This is a genomic window from Gracilibacillus sp. Marseille-QA3620 (assembly GCF_054950035.1).
Map to the genome: position 1 here is coordinate 3,179,142 of NZ_CM143102.1, position 25,140 is coordinate 3,204,281.

Consider the following 25,140-nt stretch of genomic DNA (forward strand, 5'->3'; position numbering starts at 1 on the left):
CATTTATTTATACCTAACAAAAAACGTCCCATCCAGCTAGACTTTCCAGCTGGATGGGACGTTCTCGTTTATGCATGCTGCAATAATTTATGAACAGATGCTTTCACTTTTTCCAAACCTTCAGCAATGATTTCCTCGGCTTTGGAAGGATCCGCATTATGACCCTCAATAATCACCTCATCTTCGAGCTTCATGCCGAACATGTTGATGACATGGTGTACATAGTTAGCAGCCATTTCAAGAGGTGCCATTTCAGGAGTAGAATATACCCCGCCTCTGGCGCATAGAATAACAGCTTTTTTATTCCCAAGCAGACCCTCTAGCTGGCCTTTCTCATTATAGCGGAATGAAAAGCCTGCTTCGAAAATATAGTCAAAGAATGTGTGCAGCCGTGCTGGAATCGTTAAATTCCATAATGGGAAGGCGAATACAATGGTATCCGCAGCCGCGACTGCCTCTTTTGCTTTTTGTTTTGCAGCTAACAGGCGTTCCTCTGCCTCTGTTAGCGCTTCTTTATTTTGAAGTTTGCCTATGGCAGTGAACAGCTCCTGTCCAAAGTATGGCATATCTTCAGCAAACACATCGAACTCTGCAACATTTATATTGGATGCTTTCGCTTCCGCTATATATGTCTCATACATTTTTGTTGATATTCCATCTGGACGATTATTGGCTTTGATAACTAATACGTTCATGATGATCTCCTCCTAGATGAATGGGTGTCTCAGTAATGAGTTTCATTCTATTTTGTCCATATTCCTGTGCCATCCTATAGCTCTCCTATGGAATGTGAGAAAATATATGGAACAAGGTAACATATTACCACCCTTGTAGTGGTATTGCAGGAATTATGCTCAAAAAGCATAAAAAGAGCAAAACAAAAAGCTCTGTCAACATTTACAGAGCTTTTCATTTATCTATTCGTTAATCATTTACTCGGTTTAATTTAATATCCTTCAATGCCACTTTGACAACCCAGCTTGCTGCAATTAATCCTGCTGTGGAGGGGACAAAGGCATTTGATGAAGGCGGGAATTTCGCTTTGCGGATTTCTGCATCCTGATTTCCAACCTCTTTAGTGACATCGATTTTTGGCACAATTGGGCTCTCATCTGAGAAGATGACTGGAATTCCTTTATGAATGCCTTCTTTTCTCAGCTTTGTCCGGATGACCTTCGCTAATGGGTCTGTATGCGTCTTGGAGATATCTGCGATTTGGAATCTTGTCGGGTCCATCTTATTGGCCGCACCCATACTTGAGATCATCGGAATGCCTCGCTTTAAGCACTCCTTCATTAGATGGATTTTGTAAATAATCGTGTCAGAGGCATCAATGATAAAGTCCGGCTTCTGTGCAAAGAACTCCTCATACGTTTCCTCTGTATAAAACATCTTCAAAGCCACGACATCACACTCAGGATTGATTTCCAGAACACGCTTCTTCATCGCATCGACCTTTTGCTGGCCGACCGTTGATAAGAGGGCATGAATCTGACGGTTGACATTAGTAATATCGATATCATCCTTATCCACTAAAATCAGGCGCCCTACACCGGAACGCGCTAATGCTTCAACCGCAAACGAGCCAACTCCTCCAATCCCAAGAATGGCGACAGAGGTATTTTTTAATGTTTCAAGTCCGTCTTTGCCTATGGCAAGCTCATTTCGTGAAAATTGATGCAGCATAAGTACATTTCACTCCAATATATATTAATTTCTTTTCTCTTTTCCTTGTTAGCTTATTCTAAACATCATGATAACTTCCAAAACGGCAATCCTGCCATTCTTTTATCTCACAGATAGCCAGATAAAATCATATCATATTTTACAGATAGGTTTAAATGTATTTATGATAAAAAATAAAAATCCGCCTTGCGAAATGGCAAAGCGGAAATAATAGAAAACGTATGTACAGACGTCCCGACATGTGCCGTTTGATGCCTGATGCTTTGGCCCGCCCTCGGCAGGTGGGTGTCCTGTTCCGTTATGTTACAAGTCCCCTCAGACAAGGCATTTGTGCAAACGGTAAACGCCGGACTCCCGTTAAAAGAAATGTTCGGTCAAAACAATAAGGTTGCATAACGTACACTTCAGGACGTCCTTTAATATAATTAAATTTTATCAGAATTATCTTAGTTTTTCAAGGTAGATTCCTTTTTCGTGACCTTTAGACTAAGTTCTTCAAGCTGGCTTTCAGACACCTCACTAGGTGCTTTTGTCAGCATACAGCTTGCACTTGCTGTTTTCGGGAATGCAATGGTATCGCGAAGGTTTGTGCTTCCGGAAAGAAGCATTACCAAACGGTCAAGACCAAGGGCGATTCCGCCATGTGGAGGTGTGCCGTACTCGAAGGCCTCCATAAGGAATCCAAATTGCTCATTTGCTTCCTCTTTCGTAAATCCTAGGGCTTCAAACATCTTCTCCTGGATGTCGCGTTCGAAAATACGCAAGCTTCCGCCGCCTAGCTCATAGCCATTTAAGACAAGGTCATAGGCTTGGGCTTTTACATCGATTGGATTTTCATCAAGCATCGGCAAATCCTCACGTACCGGCATAGTAAATGGATGATGGGCAGCATAGTATCTGCCTTCCATGTCATCATATTCGAATAATGGCCAGTCAGTCACCCAAAGGAAGTTGAACTTGCTTTCATCGATTAATTTCAGCTCTTTACCAAGCTTCACACGAAGCGCTCCGAGGGAATCAGCTACGATTGATTTTTTGTCAGCAACAAAGACTAATAAATCGCCAGCAACGGCTTCCGTTGCCTCAATCAATGCTTTTCCTTCTTCATCTTGGAAGAATTTCGCAATCGGTCCTTTTAAGCCTTCTTCCTCCATCTTCATCCACGCAAGACCTTTCGCACCATAGCGGCCGGCAAATTCTCCTAAAGCATCAATATCTTTTCTAGAGTAATTCGCCGCAGCTCCTTTGATGTTAAGGGCTTTTACCTCTCCGCCGTTTGCAACAGCTGAAGCAAATACCTTGAATCCAGAATCCTTGACTAGTTCACTTAAGTCAATCAGTTCCATACCGAAACGTGTATCTGGTTTATCAGAGCCGTATCTGCCCATTGCGTCCTTATACGTTAAACGTGGAAGTGGGAGGGCGATCTCAACGCCTTTGACTTCCTTCATCACTTTCTGCATCATACGCTCAGTCATGTTCATGATATCCTCTTGGCTCATGAAGCTTGTTTCAATATCAATTTGCGTGAATTCCGGCTGGCGATCTGCACGAAGATCCTCATCACGGAAGCAGCGAGCAATTTGGTAATAGCGTTCAAAGCCGGAGACCATCAATAATTGCTTAAAGATTTGAGGAGATTGCGGCAATGCATAGAATTCTCCTTCATGCACACGGCTTGGTACCAAATAATCACGTGCTCCCTCTGGTGTGCTCTTTGTCAGAATGGGTGTTTCAATATCCAAGAATCCTTCTGAATCTAAGAAATCACGAATGGCTTTGGTTGTCTGATGTCTCATCTTAAAGGTCTCGAACATCGCGGGACGACGCAAGTCTAAATAGCGGTATGCTAAGCGAATATCCTCTGAAGCATCCGTTTTGTCCGTAATGGAAAACGGGGGTGTCTTCGCTTCATTCAAGATGGTCACTTCAGACGCTAGAATTTCAATGGCACCTGTTTTTAAGTTTTTGTTGACAGTACCACCTTCACGGGCAATAACTTTACCTGTTACGCTAAGGACATATTCACTTCTGATTTTTTCCGCTGTACTGAGCGCTTCAGGTGAGGCATCCGGATTGAAGACAACCTGGACAATCCCTGTACGGTCACGAAGGTCAATGAAAATCAGCCCGCCAAGGTCTCTTCGCTTTTGTACCCATCCTTTGATTGTGATAACTTCTCCAATAGCTTTCTCTGGCACTTCGCCACAAAAATATGTTCTCCCAAACATCCTTCTTCCTCCTCAAATAGACCCAAGTTTAGATTGTAATACTGTCACAAGCTCAGTGAGAGCAATGGTTTGCTGCTCGCCGCTTTCCATATCTTTCAAGGCAATTTGCTGTTCCTTCAATTCATCTTCACCAAGGACAGCCACATATTTGGCTTGTACACGGTCAGCTGCTTTGAATTGCCCTTTTGCCTTACGCCCTGAATAATCCTTCTCTGCTGAAATGCCATTCAAGCGAAGGTCATTGACAAGCTTCACAGAATAATCCTGTGCCGCTTCTCCTAAGGAGACGACAAAGCAGTCAACTTTCTTCTCAATCGGCAATTCAACTTTCTCTGCTTCAAGAGCTGAGAGCAGACGCTCGATGCTGAAGGCGAATCCGATTCCAGGCGTTTCAGGACCGCCCATTTCTTGAACCAATCCATTGTACCGGCCGCCTCCGCAAAGGGTTGTAATAGCACCGAAGCCCTCTGAATCAAGCATGATTTCAAAGGCAGTATGATTATAATAATCAAGTCCTCGAACCAAGGTTGGGTCAACCGTATACTCAATGCCAATTTCATCCAGGTATCCAGTTACCTTCTTGAAATAGGTCAATGATTCCTCATTTAAGTAATCAATAATAGCCGGCGCCGTTTCCATCAACTCATGATCGCGGTCCTCCTTGCAATCAAGGATACGAAGCGGGTTGCGCTCAAGCCTGTTTTTGCAATTAGAGCAGAACTCGCCAATGCGCGGCTCAAAGTGTTTAATCAATGCTTCCCGATGCTTTGTCCGGCTTTCTTTATCCCCAAGGCTGTTAATGACAAGCTTTGTATTCTTTAAACCAACCTTCTTGTAAATATTCATTGCAAGTGAGATTACTTCTGCATCAATTGCCGGATCTGAGCTTCCAAGTGCCTCCACGCCAAATTGGACGAATTGGCGGAATCGGCCTGCTTGCGGACGCTCATAGCGGAACATTGGTCCATTATAATAAAGCTTAACCGGCTGAACGGCGTTTCCGTGCATTTTGTTGCCGACAAAGGAACGAACGACCGCTGCCGTACCTTCCGGTCGAAGGGTTAAGCTTCGATTCCCCTTATCGGTAAATGTGTACATTTCTTTTTGTACGATATCTGTTGTATCCCCCACGCCCTTTTCGAACAGCTCTGTGCTCTCAAAGATTGGTGTGCGGATTTCCTGATATTGATACAGGTCACATAGTTCCTTCGCCACCCGTTCAATATACTGCCATTTTTCTGATTCGCCAGGAAGAATATCCTGAGTTCCCCTTGGAATTTGAACAGCCATCTGAAACTTCCTCCTTAATTTACTCTCTATCCTAATTCCCTAATGGAATGAAAAGGTATTTTTAGGTAAAATAAAAAACAACCCCCATCCCATGCAATATGCAAGGGACGGGAGTTGTTACCCGCGGTGCCACCCTAGTTGGAGACATAAAAGCCTCCCCACTTTAACAGTTAACGCCTGTGAACGTTCAACCCCTACTAGATACGTGATTTTTCAGGGAGAATCCTACGGTGTGTTCGTTCATTAAGGCACATGTAGAAACGTTTTCAGCCCAGGGCGTTTCCTCTCTTTTCATGTGGGATCAAAATTACTCTTCACCATCATTGGAATTGATTTATTATGTATTTTTATTTAATTAATATTACGAAGTAAAAGTTCCTTTGTCAACCTTTATGAGCGCCCTAATTTCTTTTTTAACTGTTTCACATCGCGGACCGATAATCCAAATTCAGAGGCAAGCTCTACCATTGAATTATGCTCCTCCTTTACCAAAAAATCATGAAAGTCCACACCAAAGAGCTGATTATCTACATTCTGAGCCAAAAAGGCTTTGTCACTATGTCTTGTCATCTATATGCACTCCTTAAACATTATGTTCAATCTTTCGTAGCCTTTATCAGTATTCCCGAAAAGATAGCGAACCTTTCAGGTGATTTCAAAAAATGCACGAATCCTGTCAAGTAAATAGACAAAACGTCCATCAGCCATGGTTGAATCAGGTAAATTAGAAACGAAAGGATGAGCATAAGATGAGAAAGCTCAATCGAAAGACGGGGCTAATCGCCCTGACCTTACTTTTGTCTCAAACCGCCCTAATGCCAACAGCCTTCACTAAGCAAAATGAGGTTATCGTCAAGGACAGCCTGATTAATGTCAGGAGCGGAGCAGGTCTTGATTATCCAATCGTCGCGAAAGTGGAGGAAGGGAACCGTTTTACGGTTCTAGAGCGTAAAGGAGAATGGCTCAAAATTCAGGTGAATGATGAGAAGAACGGGTGGGTCGCAGAATGGCTCGTGACTGCCAAAGGCGAGAACTCGGAACAGGAATCAGTCTCTACTTCAGGGACCATCACTGCTGAAGGATTACGATTGCGCAAAGGTCCTGGAACCAGTTATCCCATTGTAAGTGTCCTTTCCAAGGATACCAAGGTCGAGGTTACAGGCCAGTCTGGCTCATGGGTTGAAATTCAAGCCGGTTCTAGTATTGGATTTATTTCAGAGGAGTATATCCGAATGGATTCTGCCGATCATACAATAGGCACCATTACCGCAGACTCTGTTCATTTGCGAAGTGGACCTTCCCCCACCGCAGAAATACTCGGCAAAATCAAAAAGGGCTCATCTGCTGAGATCATAAACGCAGAAAATGGATGGACAAATATTCAGTATCAAGGACATTCTTACTGGATTAGCAGCCAATATATCAACAAAAGAAAGTCCGACTCCCGCAGCGGGAAATTGAGTATAGAAATTACTGCTTCTTCCCTGAATGTCCGCTCTTCTCCTAAAATGAGCTCACATGTCATCGGCTCGGTAAAGAAAGGAAATACATATAAGGTGCGGAAGATAGATGGCCGTTGGTATGAAATTATGCTTGAGGATGGACAAAAGGGATGGATTGCCTCCTGGTATGCTAAACCACTGGATAATAAGACAAGCCCAAAAAGAAAAAAAGAGGCCGGCAAGCAAATCACCATCACCCGTGACAAGATTAATATTCGGACAGGCCCTGGAACAAATCAGCCGATTGCAAAGCAAGCAAACTTGGGAGACTCCTATAAGTTAATCGGGATGAAAGATAACTGGGCCGAGATTGAACTGAGTGATGGAAGCTCTGGCTTTATCGCAAATTGGCTTTTATCTTCTGATTCAAAGGTACGACCAGCATCTGCTGTACAGGCTGGGTCCCTAACTGGAAAATTGATTGTTCTTGATGCAGGACATGGCGGGATGGACAGCGGTGCCATCGGAACAAGCGGCCTTTTTGAAAAACAGCTAACTCTAAGGACTGCTCTTCTGCTGTCATCAAAGCTTAAACAGCAAGGAGCCAGTGTACTTCTCACACGCGGCGGCGATCAATATATCTCCTTAAGTGACCGTGCTCACCTTGCCAACCAGCAGGATGCAGACGCCTTTATCAGCATCCATTATGACAGCGCAGCAGATATCGGAGCTGGCGGAATCACAACCTACTATACGCATGGGCATCAGCTGGAACTCGCCTCCCACATTCAGCATAGCCTGCTGACAAACAGCCAGTCACAGGACAGAGGCGTGAAGCAGGCAAGCCTCCGGGTATTACGTGAGAATAAGCGCCCTGCTGTCCTCGTTGAATTAGGTTATATCAGTAATCCAGCTGAAGAATCACTTCTTCACACAGCCCGCTATCAAGAGCTGGTCACTAACGGTCTTTTAAATGGTCTCAAGAGCTTTTTAAATAAATAATAAAAGAGCAAAGGCTTGTGCCTTTGCTCTCTTTTTCATTTACTCTCCAAGATCAGGGTAACAGGTCCGTCATTTATCAAGGCAACATCCATCATGGCTCCAAATGAACCCGTTGCTACCTGTACTCCATTCTCTCTTAAACAATCATTGAAATAATCATAAAGCTCTTCTGCCAAATCTGGTTTGGCGGCAGCCATGAAATTTGGGCGGCGCCCTTTACGGCAATCCCCATAAAGCGTGAATTGCGAGATAGACAAGATTTCTCCCTTAACGTCCAACAGGGAATGATTCATCTTGCCGTTCTCGTCTTCAAACACACGCAGGTTCACGATTTTATCCGCTAGATAGCGGCAGTCCTCCATCGTATCTTCATGGGTTACCCCCACTAACAAAACAAAACCATTGGAGATCTGACCAACCACTTCACCAGAAACGGTAACGGACGCTTCCTTTGAGCGCTGTAACACGACTTTCATCTATCCTAACCCCTAACTCATCAGTCTTCTGACGGAATAAATATCTGGTATTTGCTTAATTCGATCCACGACCTTCTGCAAATGAGACACATTATAGATGGAGATTGACATCGTGATCGCTGCACTCTTATTGCGGTCCGTACGGCCGGAAACGGCCGTAATGTTCGTTTTCGTCTCACTGACAGCTTGAAGCACTTCATTCAATAAGCCATTCCGGTCAAAGCCGCTGATTTCAATGTCTACATTATACTCTTTCCGGTCAGACATGCTGCTTTCCCACTCAACCGGGATGATTCTTTCCTTGCTCTCTTCATCTAGTACATTGACACAATCTGCACGGTGAACCGAAACCCCGCGCCCTTTCGTAATGTAACCGACAATCTCATCACCAGGAACCGGATTACAGCAGCGGGAAAGACGGATGAGCATATTGTCAATGCCCTTCACCCTGACACCAGAATCCTTCTTCTTCGTTGTCGGTATCATCCGAAGCTCGCTCACCGCATCAATTAAGCTGACCTCTTGCTCCTTCTCACGCTTCTTGCGGAGTTTATCCGTCAATCTTGTCGCAATTTGTGCTGCCGTGATTCCGTTATAGCCTACCGCTGCATACATATCTTCTTCATTGGCAAAATTAAATTTCTCTGCTACCTTTTGCAGGTTTTCAGGAGTGTATACATCCTTTATGTCAAAGTCGAGAGCCTTTAGCTCTTTTTCGACCATTTCCTTGCCTTTTTCGATATTTTCCTCTCGGCGCTGCTTCTTGAAGAATTGTCGAATCTTGTTCCTTGCCTGGGATGTCTTCGCCAGCTTAAGCCAATCCTGACTTGGTCCGTATGAATGCTTAGAGGTTAAAATCTCGACGATATCGCCTGTTTTCAGTACATAGTCAAGCGTGACCATCTTCCCGTTCACCTTCGCACCAATGGTCTTATTGCCAATCTCTGAGTGAATCCGGTAAGCAAAATCAATCGGCACTGAACCAATTGGCAGTTCAAACACATCGCCCTTAGGCGTAAATACGAAGACCATATCGGCAAATAAATCAAGTTTGAGAGATTCCATGAATTCCTCCGCATTCGTGGATACATCCTGGAACTCAACGATTTGTCTGAACCAATCGAGTTTCTTATCCATTCTTTGTGTGGAGGTTAAGTCCTTGCCCTCTTTATAAGCCCAGTGGGCGGCAATCCCATACTCCGCTGTCCGGTGCATCTCAACCGTTCTGATTTGCACTTCAAGCGGCTCACCCTTTGGTCCAATAATAGTCGTATGGAGAGACTGGTACATATTAGCCTTCGGCATCGCAATATAATCCTTAAACCGTCCCGGCATCGGCTTCCAGCAAGTATGGATGATACCAAGAACCGCGTAGCAATCCTTAATGCTGTTCACGATAACACGTACGGCAAGCAAATCATAGATTTCCTCAAATTGCTTCTTCTGAAGGACCATTTTGCGATAAATGCTGTATATATGCTTTGGCCTTCCGAAAATGTCTGCATGAATAGAGACTTCGGCAAGCTTATCTTTCATTTCAGCAATAACATCTGCTAAATATTCCTCCCGCTCAGCCCGCTTCTTCTTCATCAGATTGACGATTCGATAATACTGCTGAGGGTTCAAATAACGGAGAGCCGTATCCTCCAGCTCCCATTTAATTGTGGAGATCCCAAGCCGATGGGCAAGCGGAGCAAAAATCTCTAATGTTTCATTGGCAATACGGCGCTGCTTTTCAACAGGCAAATGCTTTAATGTCCGCATATTATGGAGCCTGTCGGCAAGCTTAATCATGATGACGCGAATGTCCTTCGCCATGGCAATAAACATTTTTCTGTGATTTTCCGCCTGCTGCTCTTCTTTTGATTTGTACTTAATCTTACCGAGCTTTGTTACCCCGTCGACGAGGAGAGCGACATCCTCATTGAAGATTCGTGTGATATCCTCGAGTGTCACATCCGTGTCTTCCACGACATCATGCAAGAAGCCTCCAGCGACCGTGAACGTATCCATTTGAAGGTCTGCAAGAATGGCTGCCACCTGCACAGGGTGAATAATATAAGGTTCGCCCGATTTACGGAACTGTTCCTTATGCGCTTCTTTTGCGAATTCATAGGCCCTCTCTAAAAAAGCCACTTCGTCTTCGGTCATATAATTTCTTGCTTTATCAAATACCTGCTCGGCCGTATAAATTTGTTCATTTGCCATGAGATCACCTTTTACTCCGTATTTCCACGTTTTTGCCTTTTCACTCTATATAAAAAAACCCTAATGGGTTAGCGTTAAAAAGGAGGATTGTATCTATTATCTTCAAAAAAAGTTTTCTTGTAAAGTAACGAACGTCAATTTGCTGTATAGTTTCGTCAATAAACGATTATTGGTACGAGAAAAGGCGTTCTAGCTCCAGAACGCCTGTTAATATATGCTTAATATTCCATTAATGTGAGGATATCATAGCCTTGGAGCTTATCACGGCCCTCAAGGTATGTCAGTTCAACAAGGAATGCCAATCCGGCAACGACTCCTCCAAGCTGTTCAACAAGCTTGATGGTTGCATCCATTGTTCCTCCTGTTGCAAGCAAGTCATCTGTGATGAGCACGCGCTGACCAGGCTTGATGGCATCTTTATGAATAGTCAGGACATCTTTCCCATACTCCAATCCATATTGAACCTTGATGGTTTCCCTTGGAAGTTTCCCTTCCTTCCGTACAGGAGCAAAGCCAATTCCCATTGCATAAGCAACCGGACATCCGATGATGAATCCGCGAGCTTCCGGCCCAACAATAATATCGATTTCTTTTTCTTTGGCATATTCGACGATTTGGTCTGTCGCATCTTTATATGCGGCACCGTCTGCCATAAGAGGAGTTATATCCTTAAATTTGATACCTGGTTTTGGCCAGTCCTCTACGATTTCTATATAATTTTTTAAATCCATTGCTTTGTTTCCTCCTTGTAATCATCACGAGATCCAATCTGCTGGTTGAAGTATTGATATAGTTGATTGGATGGGGCATACAATAGTTCCTGTTCTAATTCCATTCGTGCTTTTCGTGCTTGATAGGTGTCAGACTCTGCCAAGTCCCTCTTTGGGCTATTCTTCTCTAAACTAATGAGTCCGTTTCTTATTGTAACAAATTCCAGCTCAAAAAACACCTTTGTCATAAAATCGATTGTATCTTTTGGCCAGCCCTTGAAATGGGTAATCCTCTCAGACATGTCCTTGTAATCCATCGGTCCCTTTTTGAGCAGCATCGCATAATACCATTTGAATTGCTCTCTTGTCGGGAATGCCTTGAAATAATCATCGCCGCCGTTTCGGAAGTAAAGATACACTCTCGCCGGCTGCTTTCCTTCCAACAGGGCTTCAATCATCCCTTTTTGATTTGGAAGGTCTAAAAAGGCGATATTCATCCCGTCAAGCTCCTCCGCTTTAGCTGCCTCGAGCGTTTCAATGAGAACACCTTCATCCTCATTAGCCAGCATGGATTTGCTCTCCTCACGGAAGAGAATCATTTTCCGTTTCTCTGGAATGGCTGCTGGTTTAGGATTAGTTTTCGCATTCCCTCGGCAATCAAATAACTGCCAATCTGCAACAGCCAAATCATGCAGGAATAATTGAGGCTTCTTTAAGTTATTCCATTCATTGACTGCCAGCTCGCCAATAACAGACACCTTCGCATAGGGAGATAAATGATCACAGATTTCGCCAAGCCCGAATCCGATACTATCTAATTGTACACCATTTTCTAAAAGAGCAAGCTTTAAATGCGTTTTATCCGCACCAATTTTCCGCATGCTTGCGACCTCTGCACCTTCTATCAGAATGCGCGGCTTCGGGTTTTGCATGCCATAAGGTGCCAATCCGGCCATTTGACCAATCAGCTTCAAGCTAACCTCCTCAATGGAGATTACTCCATCGATTTCTGTCACCGGCTGGAAATCCTCCTCTTTCAGAATGTCCTTTGCCTGCATACATAGACGTAAACGGAGTTCATCTACATCCTCTATCTTCAGCGTCATCCCAGCAGCCATAGGATGCCCGCCGAAATGCGGAAGCAGCTCCCGGTTTAAGGATAGATTTTGAAAGAGATCAAACCCTGGGATACTCCGTGCTGAACCCTTCGCCGTTCCTTTCTCGCGGTCTATGCTCAAGATGATGGTTGGACGGTAATATTTCTCCACAAGCTTACTGGCAACAATACCGACCACCCCTGGATTCCATCCTTCCTTTGCGATGACAAGGACAGGATAATCCTCGAGCGGGAAACGGTTTTCCACTTCAGCTATCGCTTCCTGCGTGATTTCCTTAACAATGGATTGGCGCTCCTTGTTCAAGAAATCAATCTCCTCCGCAATCCGCTCTGCTTCCGCCTCATCATTCGTCAAGAGCAATTCAACAGCAGGATCTGCATCCTCCAATCGCCCGACCGCATTTATTCTAGGCGCAATGCCAAAGCCAATCGAGTCCTCATTAAAGCTGTCCATCGCGATCCCGGCCTTTTTGTATAAGGCAAGCAATCCAGGTCTTTTCGTGCGCTTCAATGCTTGCAGACCTCTTAAGGCAATCAGCCGGTTTTCGTCATGAAGTGGAACAAGGTCAGCAATCGTTCCAATTGCTGCAATACCAATCAGTTCCTCAGGCAGTTCCCCCAAAAGAGCATGGGCGAGCTTCATGGCTACTCCTGCTCCGGCAAGTTCGTGAAACGGATATGTCTCGCCAGGCTTTTTCGGATGAAGAATCGCTAATGCCTCTGGCAATACCGGTCCTGGTTCATGGTGATCTGTCACAATATAATCCATGCCGAGTTCCTTCGCATACTGTGCCTCCTCAATGCCTGAAATTCCACAGTCTACGGTAATTAATAGGGATGTTCCCATTTCCTTGATTTTTGCGAAGGCTTCCTTATTCGGTCCATATCCTTCTGTAAAGCGATTGGGGATATACCAATCAACCTGTTCTGCACCAAGCTGATTTAAGGCAAGCTTTAATACGGTCGTACTGCTGACACCGTCAGCATCATAATCTCCATATATCATGATTTTCTCATTGTTTTTGACTGCCTTGACGATCCGTTTCACTGCCTCTTCCATTCCGGAAAGCAGAAACGGATCATAGAAATCATGTTCATCGGCATATAAAAAAGACCGTGCAGCATCTACGGTCTTTATACCTCTGTTGACCAAAAGCGCAGCCACAATCCGCGGCTGATTGAGCTCGTTCATTAATGTATGAATAATCGTTTCATCGGCTTTTTTTAACAGCCATCTCGTTTTTGATTGTAACATCATGTCACCCCTCTGACTTACCTATTATAAAAAAATAATGTCAAAGGTTCAATGCAGGAGATAGAAAATTTTCGTTCATTCCTCATGTTCCTCTTCCCTGCCAAGCTCTTTTTTCAGCTTTTTCAGCTCTTTCGACAGATGAAGAATCCTTACGGCCAATACCGACCCGACAATTACCCCACCCATGACAACCGACCCTAATATAACGAGAATAAGCGGCCAATAGGCCGTTCCAAACACATAATTAACGGCTACATCCTCTACATTGACAACCGCAAAGACAGCTACTGTGACGGTAAACACGATGCCAAGTATAACAAACCATTGCAATTTCTTCATTCCTCATGTCCTCCTTCCATTCAAGAAAACAAGAAAACATAAATATATTTGCCATTTATCTATTCCCTTTTCCTATGTAAATAGACATCCTACTCCTTTACGTACACAAAAAAGCAGCCCGGATGATCGGACTGCCTTAGGTTATTCCAGCTTTATACTTGCGGCTGGTCAGATGTAACTCGTTTTTCCTTGTAGGTCTTTAATGTTCCTTTTTTCTTTAATTCCCCGCCCTTTAAGATTGCATATAATGGTGCCGCAATCAGGACTGATGAATACATGCCCGTTACAAGACCAATCAGCAAGGCCAAGTTAAAGTTATAAATGGACTGACTGCCAAAGATCATCATCGCGATTACAACAACAAGCACGGTGATAACCGTATTGATCGAACGCACCAAAGTTTGACGGATACTGATATTGATAATTTCATTAAGCTCAGCCCGTGTCTTAATACGTTTCTTCTGACGCATATTCTCACGAATCCGGTCAAAGGTAACAATCGTATCGTTGATCGAATATCCGATAATCGTCAGTACAGCAGCTATAAAGGTTAAATCTACCTCAATTTGGAATATGCTGAATATCGTGATAATCATAAATGCATCATGCAAGAGCGCCAATACAGAAGGCAGGGCCATTCTCCATTCAAAGCGAATGCTCGCATAGATAATGATACCGATTGATGCAATCGCAGTTGCTATCATGGCATTCTTCGCTAATTCCTTCCCAACGGTTGGAGACACAGTATTTACATTTGGCTTATGACCATATTTATCATTGAAATAGGTGCCAAGCGCAGCAATTTCGTCCTTATTGAACACCTGCTTCGTTCTCACGACAACGGATTTATCATCATCGCCGGTCAAGACAATATCCTGGGCTTCAATATCATTTGCCTTAAGATCAGCTTCAATCTTCTCTACGGAAATCTTCTCATCTGACGTAATTTGAATCCGTGAACCGCTTGAGAAGTCAATTCCCAAATCCATCCCCCTTACAAATAAGGAGCCAATACCAATCAGCGTAACGATGATGGAAAGGATAAAGAATTTCTTAGAAGGCTTAATGAAATCCCATTTATCAAATTTCGTTGGTAAATATTTATCCTTCTTGAATTCATTTAAATCATGAATTTCGCTTTTCTTAATACCAAACCAGCCTGGACGCTTATCAAGGAAATTACTGTTTACCCATAATCCCATAATGAGGCGGGTTCCATAAACGGCTGTGATAAAGCTGACTAAAATACTGACAATCAAGCTTGTCGCAAAGCCTTTAACAGAGCTTGTCCCATACACAAACAAGACAATGGCTGCTAACAGAGTCGTTAAATTGGCATCGAAGATCGTGGAGAGGGAGTTTTTGTTCCCTTCCTTGAAGGCTGCTTTGATTGTTCGGCCCTTTCGAATTTCATCACGAATCCGCTCATTGGTGATAATATTCGCATCGACAGCCATCCCAACCCCTAAGATAAGGGCGGCGATACCCGGCAGTGTAAGCACGGCATTCATCCAGTCATAGACTAGAATGATTAAATACACATAAGCAGACAGGGTAACGACAGCTACCACACCCGGCAAACGATAGTACAGCATCATAAATAGGAAGATGGCTAAAATACCGATCACACCAGCTAATAGTGTACTGTTGAGCGCTTCTTCCCCGAAGGATGCTCCGACTGATGTGGAGTAAATTTCGTCTAATTGAACAGGAAGAGCCCCTGCATTCAAGACAGATGCAAGCTCCTTCGCTTCCTCAACTGTAAAGTTTCCGGAAATCATAACTTCATCAGAATTAATCTGATAGTTTACATTAGGAGCGGAAATGAATTTCGGGTCTTCCTTTGCTGCCTCTGCTTTATAGGAATCCTTTCCTTCTTCAAAGTCCAGCCAAATGACAAGCTGATTATTTGGTGCCATGGCGAGAATTTCTTTCGTGACTTCGCCAAACTTCTTCCCATCCTTCAGCTTGACAGAAACAACGGGCTGGTTCGTTTCATCATAGCTTTGGCTGGCTCCGCCTTCCTTCAGGTCGCTTCCGTCAAGCATGATTTTGTCATTAACATCACGGAAGGTTAGATTTGCAGAGGTGGATAATATCTCACGTGCATTTTCTTGGTCTTCTACACCGGCAAGCTGAACCCGAATTCGGTTATCATCCTCAATCGAGATGACCGGCTCGCTTACACCGAGAACATTAATCCGTCGGTCGAGCGCACTTGCCGTTGCAGACATAGTATTATCATTAATTTTCTGGCCTTCCTTAAGCGGTTCAACCTTATACAGAACTTCAAAGCCGCCTTGAAGGTCGAGGCCCAGTTTAATTTTCTTCATAACATTTTCTGTCGTTCCAAGCATTGTCCCGCCTAATACGAGAACAATGAGCAAGAATGCGACGATTCTGCTTCTTTTTACCATTATGTAAATTAGCCTCCTAATTGAAATTTTCCGATTGAAGCAGCATGAAAGGACGCTATGCTTGGTAAAACATGTGCCTAGTTGATTCAATCAAAAAGATTGCTTTCCTATAACGTTCTTATTATGAAAGATTGCGGGTTAAGTGTCAATTTGATTCCACAATATATGGAAATATTTCGTTCAAAAGATGTGAATTTTCTTACAAAGATTGACGCATACGGGCCATTGCTGACCCAAGCCATTTCCATCACGAGAATAGATCCTTAAAATCCTCCAATCCAGCGGCGATATCCTTCTTCATGCTCTCACCCTCAATCAAGGCAGCAGTAGTGGCATAATTCATGTAATCTGACACTTTCAGCTGCATGATATCTTGAATGATTTCATATTGTCGTGCCTCAGCATTAGCCTTCTTCCATTTCTTCTGAATCAGACATCTCCAAATGTCCTCCTCTGTGATTTCTGGATAGCCGAGCAGCTCAAACTCTTCCTGCTTGCTTTTCAGCGCAGGATGCATTTCTTGACGATATTTCTCATATGGGTGTTGTTGTGCCATAATCATCATCCTCCAAGCCAATATAGTATGTATTTTTCACTAAATCCTTGAAGCTTGTCATGGTTGGCCCATTTAGCTGCATATAGATTAATTGTAATAGATTGCAGCTTTTTTGAGAAGGTAGGGAATTGAATGTCTAGTTTTATCAGGGGCACAGTGATCTTGATGATTGCAGGCTTGATTACGAGAGTGCTCGGTTTTGTGAACCGAATCGTCATAGCCCGCTTTATCGGGGAAGAAGGCGTAGGGTTGTATATGATGGCATTGCCCTCCTTATTTCTAGTGATTGCGGCGGTTCAGCTCGGCATGCCGATTGCGATATCAAAGTTCGTGGCAGAAGCAACGGCACGCGGGGACCATCAGAAGACGAAAAAAATTCTCGTTGTAGCGTTAACGGTTACAGGTGGTTTATCTGCCATCTTTACCCCCATCTTATTCTTGCTGGCTCCTTATCTATCCACCCATGTTTTTACAGATTCACGGACATATTATCCTTTAATAGCCATAATCCCCATCATTCCGATTGCGGCTATATCAGCCGTTCTGCGGGGATATTTCCAAGGTAAGCAGAATATGAAGCCCCATGCCATTTCCATGGTGGTTGAACAGGTAATTCGTATCTCCATGATCGCTGCTTTAACAAAGGCTTTTCTGCCATACGGAATTGAATATGCCGCAGCAGGCGCCATGATTGCTTCTGTTATTGGGGAGCTTGCATCGCTCCTTTACTTAATGTTCATGTTTAAAGTGAAAAAGCCCTTCCGTCTTCGCAAACAATTTTTCCGTTATGCTGCAGGAGGCAAGGATACATTGATGGAGCTGCTATCCATCTCTATCCCGGCAACGGGGAGCCGTATGGTTGGTTCTATCACTTGGTTCATTGAGCCGATTGTCGTAGCGAGAAGCCTTGCCGCAGCAGGTGTCGCAACAGGCGTTGCCACAGCCCAATACGGGGAGCTCGCGGGTTATGCTGTTCCCTTGCTCATGCTGCCTTCCTTTATCACCATATCACTTGGTGTCTCACTTGTCCCAGCTGTAAGTGAGGCCTATTCAAAAGGGAATATTAAGCAGGTTGTTCATCGCATCCAGCAGTCTCTCCGTCTTTCTTTCCTGAGCGGGACGCTCGCGGTGGTCGTTTTATTTGTGTTAGCTCATCCCATCATGGAAGCTGTTTATCATAATGAGCATGCGGGTGTATATGTACGCTTCATGGCTCCATTCTTTATTTTCTTTTTCTATCAGGGGCCGCTTAACTCGGTTCTGCAGGCATTAAATATGGCTAAAGCAGCGATGTTTAACAGCATTATCGGCTCATTGGTCAAGATTGTCTTAATCATTACACTTGTTGCCCAGCCATCATTCGGTATTATGGGAGCTGCAATCGCGATTTGTGTCAGCACTGTCCTCGTGACCATGCTTCATTTCGCCAGTGTCATGAAAAAGATCAGTCTAACCATTTATCTGCATGAATATTTAATGGCGCTTATCGTGATGGTGTTTACCGGCATCATTGGACATATGCTCTATTTCAACTGGCTGACGGACGTTCCTGCCCTGAATCGAATTCTTCTCTCTGCTTCTGCCATGAGCTTGTTCTTCTTGGCAGGCAGTATGTTAACAGGAATCATCCGCAAAGATGAAATCCGGAGAATACCGATCATTGGGCCAATCCTAGCCGCATTAACACCATTCAAATAAGTCTGTCATTCCTTTCTAAAAATGCGTAAAGCGTTATCCTCCAGGCTGCATAGAAAGACATCTTTCAAATCAGGATGCCCATATCGCCTAAGCTCAGCTGTGAGCCAGCTTTCTGTTCGTCCAATCCCCTTAAGATTTTCCTTCATGACTTTTCCATCCTGAATGAGGGTAAGGATTGGCGCTGGCTTCACAGCAGCCAATGGCGCCGGCTCCTCAAATTCATAGACAGACAGCTTTCCAGACGCCTCCACAATCCCAAACTCCACCTCACTGATATTCCTGACCCCTTTTTCGCGAAGCTGCATCAATAAGTCATCCATGTTATAGCGCAGCTTTTTCATCGCCTTTTGATTGATTTTACCATTATGAATAAGGAACGTCGGTTCACCATCTATCACCTTGCGCAAGAAGGGGAGCTTCAAAGATGCAAAGGCAATGGTCATTTGAATGATAAACAGGGTGACAATAGGCAATACCGCCTCTATAATCTCTCCATCATAATTCTCAATTCCGATGACAGCAATATCAGCAATCATGACGAATACAACCAAATCAAGCAGGCTTAACTCTCCTATTTCTCTCTTTCCCATAATCCGAAATACAAAAAATATCACGACATAAAGAAACACTGTCCTCCAGATAACCATTAAATAATCCATGAAACCCACTCGCTCTCCTCTTTTTCCAATCTAGCAATGAATAGTATTTGCTATAACCTCAAGGCTCAATCACATTAAATGACGGGTTGTACAAAAAAACATTCTAAATATTCCCAAGCTGAATAAAGTATTGGTAAGACATACTTTTTTGGTTGAAAGGAGCTGATTCCAATCGAATCGAGAAACTTAGGTTCAGCAATTCTATACGGTGTCGTGACGATCTTCATCATGGCTGCCGTATTCAGCCTGTTCTTCTCTCTTATCCTGAGATTCACCAATGTTGCAGAATCTTCCCTGACGTATATCATCATGATTTTGTCTTTTCTCACCCTTTTTATCGGCGGCTTCATTGCGGGCGGGAAAGGAAAGAAGCAAGGGTGGCTCCTTGGGGGCGGGACGGGACTTATTTATACGCTGATTGTCTTTCTCTATCAATACCTCGGTCTTGATGCCTTATTCACATCTAAACAGCTCATCTATAATGCCTGCTTCATCGTGACGGCGATGATGGGCGGTGTCCTCGGCGTAAACTTAAGCGGGGGCCCAGAAATGAAAAAAACCTAGCCAGCTTAAGCTGGCTAGGTTTTCTATTATTTATCCGTTACTGTTTCAGCAGTTGCTACGGATTCTTTCTTTTGGACTACTTGGCTTACGCAGCGCTTTTCAAACGTTAAGCGTGAACCATCCGGGCTCTTAAGGATGACCTTATCTTCATCGACAGCATCCACAGTTCCGTGCAAACCGCCAATAGTAATGACTTTATCTCCCTTTTGGAGATCGTTTTGCATCTTAACTGTTTCTTTTTGACGTTTTTGCTGTGGTCGGATCAATACCAAGTAAAAGAACACCAAAAGAATGATTGGCAATAAGAATTGAGATAACATATTTTCACTCCTTTCTATTGATGTGTATCAAAGGTTAGAAGTTTTTCGCATTCGGTTTATTAAACCCGTATCTCTCAAAAAATTCTTCCCTGAAGTCCCCAAGCCTGTCCTCCATGATAGCTTGTCGAACTTGTTTCATTAAGTTTAACAGAAAATAAACATTATGATAAGAGGTTAAGCGTATTCCGAATGTTTCGTCACATCTGATAAGGTGGCGAATGTAAGCGCGTGAATAGTTTTGACATACATGGCAATCACAATTCGGGTCAAGAGGGCCAAAGTCCATTGCATATTTGGCATTCTTAACGACTAGTCTTCCCTCAGAGGTCATTAATGTTCCATTACGGGCAATCCTTGTCGGCAATACGCAGTCAAACATATCAATGCCGCGGATGGAGCCGTCAATCAAGGAGTCCGGTGATCCCACTCCCATGAGGTAACGAGGTTTATCCTTTGGAAGGAATGGAGTCGTGAATTCAAGCGTACGGTTCATGACATCCTTTGGCTCCCCTACACTGAGTCCGCCAACGGCATAACCAGGGAAATCAAGCGATACAAGATCCTCTGCACTCTGGCGGCGAAGATCCTCATATTCTCCCCCCTGCACGATTCCAAAGAGCCCTTGGTCTTCGGGACGAGCATGCGCCTTCAAGCAGCGCTCGGCCCATCTAGATGTACGTTCAACGGATTTCTTCATGTAGTCATACTCAGCAGGATATGGAGGGCATTCATCGAAGGCCATCATAATATCAGATCCAAGAATGTTTTGGATTTCCATGGCTTTTTCCGGAGAGAGGAACAGTTTATCCCCGTTAAGGTGATTGCGGAAATGCACGCCTTCCTCTTCAATTTTCCTGAACTCGCTTAAAGAAAACACTTGGAAGCCACCAGAATCGGTCAGGATTGCCCTGTCCCAATTCATGAATTTGTGCAAGCCGCCGGCTGCTTTGATGACTTCTGTGCCAGGACGAAGCCAAAGATGATACGTATTTCCGAGAATAATATTCGCACCCATCTCCTTTAATTCCTCTGGAGACATCGTCTTTACCGTTGCGAGCGTGCCAACTGGCATGAACGCAGGTGTGTCGAAGGAGCCATGAGGTGTATGGACACGGCCCAGCCTCGCTCCTGTTTGTTTACAAGTCTTAATTAATTCATAACGTATAGCTGTCAATCTTGCTACTCCTCTCAAATATCCTACTTAATAAACATCGCATCGCCAAAGCTGAAGAAGCGATAGTGCTCTTTCACTGCCATTTCATAAGCATTCAATACATGCTCACGGCCTGCGAGCGCACTGATCAGCATGATCAAGGTGGACTTCGGCAGGTGGAAATTCGTAATCATTCCGTCAATCGCCTTGAATTCAAAGCCTGGATAGATAAAGATATTCGTCCATCCGCTCGCCTCAACAAACTTCCCATCATGATCCCTTGTAATGGTCTCAAGCGTTCTTGTGGAAGTTGTGCCAACCGAATAAATCTTGCCGCCCTCTTCCCTGACCTTTGTCAAAAGCTCTGCTGTCTCAGCATTCATTTGGTAAAACTCCGCATGCATATCATGTCCTTCAATCGTATCAGAGGAAACCGGACGGAATGTTCCTAGACCCACGTGAAGGGTAATAAAGGCAAGATGAACCCCCATTGCCTTGATTTCTTCTAAAAGCTCCTCTGTGAAATGAAGACCTGCTGTAGGCGCAGCTGCAGAACCTTCCTCGCGGGCGTACACCGTTTGATAACGGCTTCGTTCCGCAAGACGCTCCTTAATATATGGAGGAAGAGGCATTTCACCGAGTTCCTCAAGCACCTCGTAGAAGATTCCTTCATAACGGAACTCAAACTCTCTCCCGCCATGTTCAAGCTCCTTCACACAGACGGCACTTAGCTGGCCGTCACCGAACACGACCTCTGTACCCACTTGAATCCGTTTTGCTGGCTTTGCAAGTGTTTCCCACACATCTCCTTCAATTTGTTTCAAAAGGAGCAGTTCAATATTGGCGCCGGTATCCTTCTTCGTTCCGTAAAGCCTAGCCGGGAGCACTTTCGTATCATTGAGGACAAGACAATCCCCAGGCTTTAAAAAGCTGGTAATTTCTTTAAACTTAGTATGCTCCAAATCACCTGTTTGCTTATCAAGAACCATCAAACGGCTCTCTGCCCTTTTCTCTAGAGGGGTTTGCGCAATAAGCTCCTCAGGCAAGTGAAAATCAAATAAATCCACTTTCATGATGACACTTCCATTTCCAATTACTTATTTAAATCTTCCTATTACATATAACAGACCCGTTAATATGACACTGACAATAATGGAGGTCATTAACGGGAAGTAGAAGGTTGTATTCTCCTTCTTGATGATGATGTCGCCTGGCAGCCGGCCGAGCTTGATAAATTGCATCAAAAATCCGACGGCAAAAATAACCACACCCACTATCATAATCGTTTTTGGCAATTGATTCATGGATTTGGCACCTCAATATTAAAATGTCTGTACACATGATCGGTGACAACCCGCCCTCTCGGCGTGCGCTGCATAAACCCAATCTGCATTAAATACGGCTCATACACATCTTCAATTGTTCCCGACTCTTCCCCGATTGTCGCTGCAATCGTATCCAGGCCCACAGGTCCGCCCTTAAATTTCTCAATAATGCCAAGCAAGAGCTTCCGGTCAATTTGATCCAGACCAACCTTATCAACCTGCATGAGCTCAAGGGCATAATCCGCTAGTTCAAACACAATATTTCCGTCACCACGCACCTGGGCGAAGTCTCGAACCCTTCTAAGAAGGCGGTTGGCAATCCGCGGAGTTCCACGAGAACGGCGGGCGATTTCGCTTGCCGCATGCTCGTCAATTTCCGTATCAAGCACTTGTGCGGTACGTTTAACGATTTCCCTTAATTGAATCTCTGAATAGTATTCCAATCGGGACACAACCCCAAACCTGTCCCGCAGAGGGGCTGAAACGGAGCCCGCTCTTGTCGTTGCTCCGACAAGGGTAAACGGAGGAAGATCAATGCGGACAGACCTAGCACCTGGCCCTTTTCCTATGACAATATCAAGGCAGAAATCTTCCATCGCAGGATAGAGAACCTCTTCCACGGATTTAGGCAGGCGGTGAATCTCATCAATAAATAATACCTCTCCAGGCTGCAAGGCGCTCAATATGGCTGCCAAATCACCCGGGCGTTCAATAGCCGGGCCAGAGGTTGTCCGAAGAGCCACCCCCATCTCATTGGCAATAATCGCAGCAAGCGTCGTTTTCCCGAGTCCCGGCGGTCCGTATAAAAGGACATGGTCGAGGGCTTCCTCCCTCATCTTGGCCGCATCTATAAAAACGCGCAAATTCTCCTTCACCTTATCCTGTCCAATATACTGGCTGAGGTTTTGCGGCCTGAGGCTGAACTCAAACGCCTCATCCTGATTTTGTGCCTCTATGTCCATGATTCTCTCATCCATGTTCATACCTCCTATTTCAGCATGAGCTGTAAGGCATCCTTAATATACTCTTCAGTCGTTTTCTTTTCTTTCTCAAGTTGTGCTACAACCTTCTTGATCTCCTTGCTTGAATATCCAAGGGCTTCAAGCGCAAGCAAGGCTTCCTCGAGTTCATGATTGGTCTTGCTGTAGCCGCTCAACTCCTTACCGCCCTCTGTGGAGAATAGATCTGGGAAGGCATCAGGAGCCACATCATCGAGCTTGCCCTTCAAGTCGAGAATCATTTGCCTTGCTGTCTTCTTCCCGATTCCAGGGAATTTCACAAGGAACTTCTCATCCTCTGCCTCAATAGCCTCAACAACTTGATCCACACGGCCTGTCGCAAGCACCGCCAGCGCACCTTTTGGACCGATTCCTGTCACATTGAGCAGCTTCATAAACAGCTTCTTCTCCTCGCGGGAAGTAAAGCCATAAAGAGCGACCGCATCCTCCCTGACATAATGGTGAACAAAGATTTTCTTCTCTTCATCTCCGCCAGAGAACACAAACGGGTTGGGTGCCTGAATCAGATAGCCAATCCCGTTCGCTTCTATTACTATATATTCAGGACAGACATAGTCTACCCTTCCTTTAATGAAATCGTACACCTTGACCTCTCCTCTTTTTCGACTGTAAACCATTGTACCACACTATATTTATCCATCATACTCAACTCAGCACAAATGTTTGCATTTTTGACTTATAGGCACATGAGTGGATAAAAAAAGAGGCAGGGACAAAACGAAATAAATGATTCTCAAAAACGAGTGTTTGCAGCATAATCTTCCTATTCAATAGCAGCTGGAAGTACAAGTATCTTCCATTGTGTGAAATTCACTCGCTTTCCGCTGAGGAAGCTGAGCCTCCTCGGCACTTACGCCTGTGGGATCTCAGGCCTTTTCTCTACTTCCCGCAGGAGTCGAGTGCATTTCGCTCCATCCCACTATTCACTAATAGTAGAAAGCCTCAATCAACTCATGCATGGAATACAACAAATAAAGACCCGAATGATTAGACGATAGATTCATTCATGACCGTCTAATCATTCGGGTTTATGATTGGCTGAATTACTTATGTCCCAGCCTCTTCCTTTTTAGTGCAGAGTTTTCATAGTCGAAATGGAGTATGGCTTATATACCTCCAAAAATTGCTTATACCGCTCCTTATTCTCAATCTTAACACCCTTTAAGAGCTCCGTTTGCTGGCTTGATTCCAGCTTTTTCAGATCGATTTGGTAAAAGGACTGAATGACCTGATCTTTTACTGGCTTCCCATTGAAAATACTGATTGTCCCATCAGCTTTGATTCCAAAATACCCATTGCCTTTCAAAAGAGGCGAGATATCATCCACATAAGTCTGGAATACAAGCTGGCTGTCATTCTGGTCAACTAGCAGCCATTTATCATATTTCCGCCAGAAGTCATCCATTGAAATAATCGTTTCCTCAATTGTTTCTTCGCTTATTTCTCCGTCTAAATAGACACGCTGCAAGATGATGGTCCGCTGTATTGGAACCGGCTCACCAACCTCGACGGATGGATTGACCGCAGCCTCTGCCGCTATATTTACTGGACCCTCCGCTCCTTGGATCCCAAACAAAGACAACAAAACCCAAGCTGTAATAAAGCCGCGTAACCTCATCCTCTTACACCCCATCCCATCTTTTATATTCATTCTCATGAACTAGTATGTCCGG

23 protein-coding genes, 1 other RNA gene and 1 other annotated feature are annotated in these 25,140 nt (G+C 44.3%); of the genes, 3 read left to right on the plus strand and 21 right to left on the minus strand.

Annotated elements, in window-relative coordinates; all coding sequences use genetic code 11:
- Positions 1 to 68: 68 nt before the first annotated feature.
- The 6 genes from ACY8DX_RS16065 to ACY8DX_RS16090 form a co-directional block, all read right to left on the minus strand.
- On the minus strand, positions 69 to 695 hold the full coding sequence (locus tag ACY8DX_RS16065) for an FMN-dependent NADH-azoreductase (protein ID WP_049670039.1): 627 nt from the start codon (positions 693 to 695) through the stop codon (positions 69 to 71).
- Between the two features lie 229 nt (positions 696 to 924).
- Positions 925 to 1,686, minus strand: a complete 762-nt coding sequence (locus tag ACY8DX_RS16070) for a tRNA threonylcarbamoyladenosine dehydratase (RefSeq protein WP_049670038.1) — start codon at positions 1,684 to 1,686, stop codon at positions 925 to 927.
- Positions 1,687 to 1,913: 227 nt separating this feature from the next.
- Positions 1,914 to 2,100: non-coding RNA, 6S RNA (ssrS, locus tag ACY8DX_RS16075), on the minus strand.
- Between the two features lie 32 nt (positions 2,101 to 2,132).
- On the minus strand, positions 2,133 to 3,917 hold the full coding sequence (gene aspS, locus ACY8DX_RS16080; protein ID WP_439802117.1) for an aspartate--tRNA ligase: 1,785 nt from the start codon (positions 3,915 to 3,917) through the stop codon (positions 2,133 to 2,135).
- Between the two features lie 12 nt (positions 3,918 to 3,929).
- On the minus strand, positions 3,930 to 5,207 hold the full coding sequence (gene hisS, locus ACY8DX_RS16085) for a histidine--tRNA ligase (RefSeq protein ID WP_439802118.1): 1,278 nt from the start codon (positions 5,205 to 5,207) through the stop codon (positions 3,930 to 3,932).
- Positions 5,208 to 5,307: 100 nt separating this feature from the next.
- Positions 5,308 to 5,540 (minus strand) — a binding site (T-box leader).
- A 57-nt stretch (positions 5,541 to 5,597) separates the two neighbouring features.
- Positions 5,598 to 5,777, minus strand: a complete 180-nt coding sequence (locus ACY8DX_RS16090; protein ID WP_049670035.1) for a hypothetical protein — start codon at positions 5,775 to 5,777, stop codon at positions 5,598 to 5,600.
- Between the two features lie 179 nt (positions 5,778 to 5,956).
- Between ACY8DX_RS16090 and ACY8DX_RS16095 the strand changes: the two genes are divergently transcribed.
- Complete coding sequence (locus ACY8DX_RS16095; protein ID WP_462405598.1) at positions 5,957 to 7,651, plus strand: N-acetylmuramoyl-L-alanine amidase family protein; 1,695 nt, start codon at positions 5,957 to 5,959, stop codon at positions 7,649 to 7,651.
- Positions 7,652 to 7,686: 35 nt separating this feature from the next.
- Here ACY8DX_RS16095 and dtd read toward each other — a convergent pair whose 3' ends face one another.
- The 7 genes from dtd to ACY8DX_RS16130 form a co-directional block, all read right to left on the minus strand.
- Entirely contained in the window at positions 7,687 to 8,127 is a 441-nt protein-coding gene (gene dtd / locus ACY8DX_RS16100) for a D-aminoacyl-tRNA deacylase (RefSeq protein ID WP_049670033.1), read from the minus strand.
- Between the two features lie 12 nt (positions 8,128 to 8,139).
- Entirely contained in the window at positions 8,140 to 10,335 is a 2,196-nt protein-coding gene (locus ACY8DX_RS16105; RefSeq protein WP_462405599.1) for a RelA/SpoT family protein, read from the minus strand.
- A gap of 218 nt (positions 10,336 to 10,553) precedes the next feature.
- Positions 10,554 to 11,066 (minus strand): adenine phosphoribosyltransferase, encoded by a 513-nt coding sequence (locus ACY8DX_RS16110; protein ID WP_049670031.1) that lies wholly within the window; start codon positions 11,064 to 11,066, stop codon positions 10,554 to 10,556.
- Positions 11,057 to 13,417: a single-stranded-DNA-specific exonuclease RecJ gene (gene recJ, locus ACY8DX_RS16115; protein ID WP_462406963.1), complete on the minus strand. Its 2,361-nt coding sequence runs from the start codon at positions 13,415 to 13,417 to the stop codon at positions 11,057 to 11,059. Before recJ ends, ACY8DX_RS16110 begins: the two co-directional genes overlap by 10 nt.
- 75 nt (positions 13,418 to 13,492) lie before the next feature.
- Positions 13,493 to 13,756, minus strand: coding sequence for a lipopolysaccharide assembly protein LapA domain-containing protein (locus ACY8DX_RS16120; RefSeq protein WP_462405600.1), 264 nt, complete (start codon positions 13,754 to 13,756; stop codon positions 13,493 to 13,495).
- 152 nt (positions 13,757 to 13,908) lie between these two features.
- Positions 13,909 to 16,173, minus strand: a complete 2,265-nt coding sequence (gene secDF, locus ACY8DX_RS16125; RefSeq protein ID WP_049670028.1) for a protein translocase subunit SecDF — start codon at positions 16,171 to 16,173, stop codon at positions 13,909 to 13,911.
- Positions 16,174 to 16,420: 247 nt separating this feature from the next.
- Positions 16,421 to 16,729 (minus strand): post-transcriptional regulator, encoded by a 309-nt coding sequence (locus ACY8DX_RS16130; protein WP_053103714.1) that lies wholly within the window; start codon positions 16,727 to 16,729, stop codon positions 16,421 to 16,423.
- Positions 16,730 to 16,861: 132 nt separating this feature from the next.
- Between ACY8DX_RS16130 and spoVB the strand changes: the two genes are divergently transcribed.
- Positions 16,862 to 18,427, plus strand: coding sequence for a stage V sporulation protein B (gene spoVB, locus ACY8DX_RS16135; RefSeq protein ID WP_439802122.1), 1,566 nt, complete (start codon positions 16,862 to 16,864; stop codon positions 18,425 to 18,427).
- Between the two features lie 5 nt (positions 18,428 to 18,432).
- Here spoVB and ACY8DX_RS16140 read toward each other — a convergent pair whose 3' ends face one another.
- Entirely contained in the window at positions 18,433 to 19,017 is a 585-nt protein-coding gene (locus ACY8DX_RS16140) for a DUF421 domain-containing protein (protein ID WP_462405601.1), read from the minus strand.
- A gap of 282 nt (positions 19,018 to 19,299) precedes the next feature.
- Here ACY8DX_RS16140 and ACY8DX_RS16145 point away from each other — a divergent pair, with 282 nt between their 5' ends.
- Positions 19,300 to 19,650: a TIGR04086 family membrane protein gene (locus tag ACY8DX_RS16145; protein WP_231589481.1), complete on the plus strand. Its 351-nt coding sequence runs from the start codon at positions 19,300 to 19,302 to the stop codon at positions 19,648 to 19,650.
- A gap of 26 nt (positions 19,651 to 19,676) precedes the next feature.
- Here the strand turns inward: ACY8DX_RS16145 and yajC are convergent, their stop codons facing one another.
- The 7 genes from yajC to ACY8DX_RS16180 all read right to left on the minus strand — a co-directional run bounded on the left by yajC (position 19,677) and on the right by ACY8DX_RS16180 (position 25,085).
- Positions 19,677 to 19,970 (minus strand): preprotein translocase subunit YajC, encoded by a 294-nt coding sequence (yajC, locus tag ACY8DX_RS16150; RefSeq protein ID WP_049670025.1) that lies wholly within the window; start codon positions 19,968 to 19,970, stop codon positions 19,677 to 19,679.
- Between the two features lie 34 nt (positions 19,971 to 20,004).
- The gene (gene tgt / locus ACY8DX_RS16155; RefSeq protein ID WP_049670024.1) at positions 20,005 to 21,144 is read right to left on the minus strand and encodes a tRNA guanosine(34) transglycosylase Tgt; all 1,140 of its coding nucleotides are present in this window, start codon (positions 21,142 to 21,144) and stop codon (positions 20,005 to 20,007) included.
- A 23-nt stretch (positions 21,145 to 21,167) separates the two neighbouring features.
- Complete coding sequence (gene queA / locus ACY8DX_RS16160) at positions 21,168 to 22,196, minus strand: tRNA preQ1(34) S-adenosylmethionine ribosyltransferase-isomerase QueA (protein WP_049670023.1); 1,029 nt, start codon at positions 22,194 to 22,196, stop codon at positions 21,168 to 21,170.
- Between the two features lie 24 nt (positions 22,197 to 22,220).
- Positions 22,221 to 22,427, minus strand: coding sequence for a DUF2905 domain-containing protein (locus tag ACY8DX_RS16165; RefSeq protein ID WP_082197016.1), 207 nt, complete (start codon positions 22,425 to 22,427; stop codon positions 22,221 to 22,223).
- Positions 22,424 to 23,425 (minus strand): Holliday junction branch migration DNA helicase RuvB, encoded by a 1,002-nt coding sequence (ruvB, locus tag ACY8DX_RS16170; RefSeq protein ID WP_049670022.1) that lies wholly within the window; start codon positions 23,423 to 23,425, stop codon positions 22,424 to 22,426. Before ruvB ends, ACY8DX_RS16165 begins: the two co-directional genes overlap by 4 nt.
- Positions 23,426 to 23,436: 11 nt before the next feature.
- Positions 23,437 to 24,051, minus strand: coding sequence for a Holliday junction branch migration protein RuvA (gene ruvA, locus ACY8DX_RS16175; RefSeq protein ID WP_049670021.1), 615 nt, complete (start codon positions 24,049 to 24,051; stop codon positions 23,437 to 23,439).
- Positions 24,052 to 24,536: 485 nt separating this feature from the next.
- A complete protein-coding gene (locus ACY8DX_RS16180) occupies positions 24,537 to 25,085 on the minus strand; it encodes a BofC C-terminal domain-containing protein (protein ID WP_439802123.1) in 549 nt (182 codons plus the stop codon).
- Between the last annotated feature and the right edge of the window lie 55 nt (positions 25,086 to 25,140).

Excerpts from the sequence above, each read along its gene's own strand:
- ACY8DX_RS16065 (WP_049670039.1), bottom strand. The coding sequence starts at position 695 with ATGAACGTATTAGTTATCAAAGCCAATAATCGTCCAGATGGAATATCA.
- ACY8DX_RS16070 (WP_049670038.1), bottom strand. The coding sequence starts at position 1,686 with ATGCTGCATCAATTTTCACGAAATGAGCTTGCCATAGGCAAAGACGGA.
- aspS (WP_439802117.1), bottom strand. The coding sequence starts at position 3,917 with ATGTTTGGGAGAACATATTTTTGTGGCGAAGTGCCAGAGAAAGCTATT.
- hisS (WP_439802118.1), bottom strand. The coding sequence starts at position 5,207 with ATGGCTGTTCAAATTCCAAGGGGAACTCAGGATATTCTTCCTGGCGAA.
- ACY8DX_RS16090 (WP_049670035.1), bottom strand. The coding sequence starts at position 5,777 with ATGACAAGACATAGTGACAAAGCCTTTTTGGCTCAGAATGTAGATAAT.
- ACY8DX_RS16095 (WP_462405598.1), top strand. The coding sequence starts at position 5,957 with ATGAGAAAGCTCAATCGAAAGACGGGGCTAATCGCCCTGACCTTACTT.
- dtd (WP_049670033.1), bottom strand. The coding sequence starts at position 8,127 with ATGAAAGTCGTGTTACAGCGCTCAAAGGAAGCGTCCGTTACCGTTTCT.
- ACY8DX_RS16105 (WP_462405599.1), bottom strand. The coding sequence starts at position 10,335 with ATGGCAAATGAACAAATTTATACGGCCGAGCAGGTATTTGATAAAGCA.
- ACY8DX_RS16110 (WP_049670031.1), bottom strand. The coding sequence starts at position 11,066 with ATGGATTTAAAAAATTATATAGAAATCGTAGAGGACTGGCCAAAACCA.
- recJ (WP_462406963.1), bottom strand. The coding sequence starts at position 13,417 with ATGTTACAATCAAAAACGAGATGGCTGTTAAAAAAAGCCGATGAAACG.
- ACY8DX_RS16120 (WP_462405600.1), bottom strand. The coding sequence starts at position 13,756 with ATGAAGAAATTGCAATGGTTTGTTATACTTGGCATCGTGTTTACCGTC.
- secDF (WP_049670028.1), bottom strand. The coding sequence starts at position 16,173 with ATGGTAAAAAGAAGCAGAATCGTCGCATTCTTGCTCATTGTTCTCGTA.
- ACY8DX_RS16130 (WP_053103714.1), bottom strand. The coding sequence starts at position 16,729 with ATGGCACAACAACACCCATATGAGAAATATCGTCAAGAAATGCATCCT.
- spoVB (WP_439802122.1), top strand. The coding sequence starts at position 16,862 with ATGTCTAGTTTTATCAGGGGCACAGTGATCTTGATGATTGCAGGCTTG.
- ACY8DX_RS16140 (WP_462405601.1), bottom strand. The coding sequence starts at position 19,017 with ATGGGAAAGAGAGAAATAGGAGAGTTAAGCCTGCTTGATTTGGTTGTA.
- yajC (WP_049670025.1), bottom strand. The coding sequence starts at position 19,970 with ATGTTATCTCAATTCTTATTGCCAATCATTCTTTTGGTGTTCTTTTAC.
- queA (WP_049670023.1), bottom strand. The coding sequence starts at position 22,196 with ATGAAAGTGGATTTATTTGATTTTCACTTGCCTGAGGAGCTTATTGCG.
- ACY8DX_RS16165 (WP_082197016.1), bottom strand. The coding sequence starts at position 22,427 with ATGAATCAATTGCCAAAAACGATTATGATAGTGGGTGTGGTTATTTTT.
- ruvB (WP_049670022.1), bottom strand. The coding sequence starts at position 23,425 with ATGGATGAGAGAATCATGGACATAGAGGCACAAAATCAGGATGAGGCG.
- ACY8DX_RS16180 (WP_439802123.1), bottom strand. The coding sequence starts at position 25,085 with ATGAGGTTACGCGGCTTTATTACAGCTTGGGTTTTGTTGTCTTTGTTT.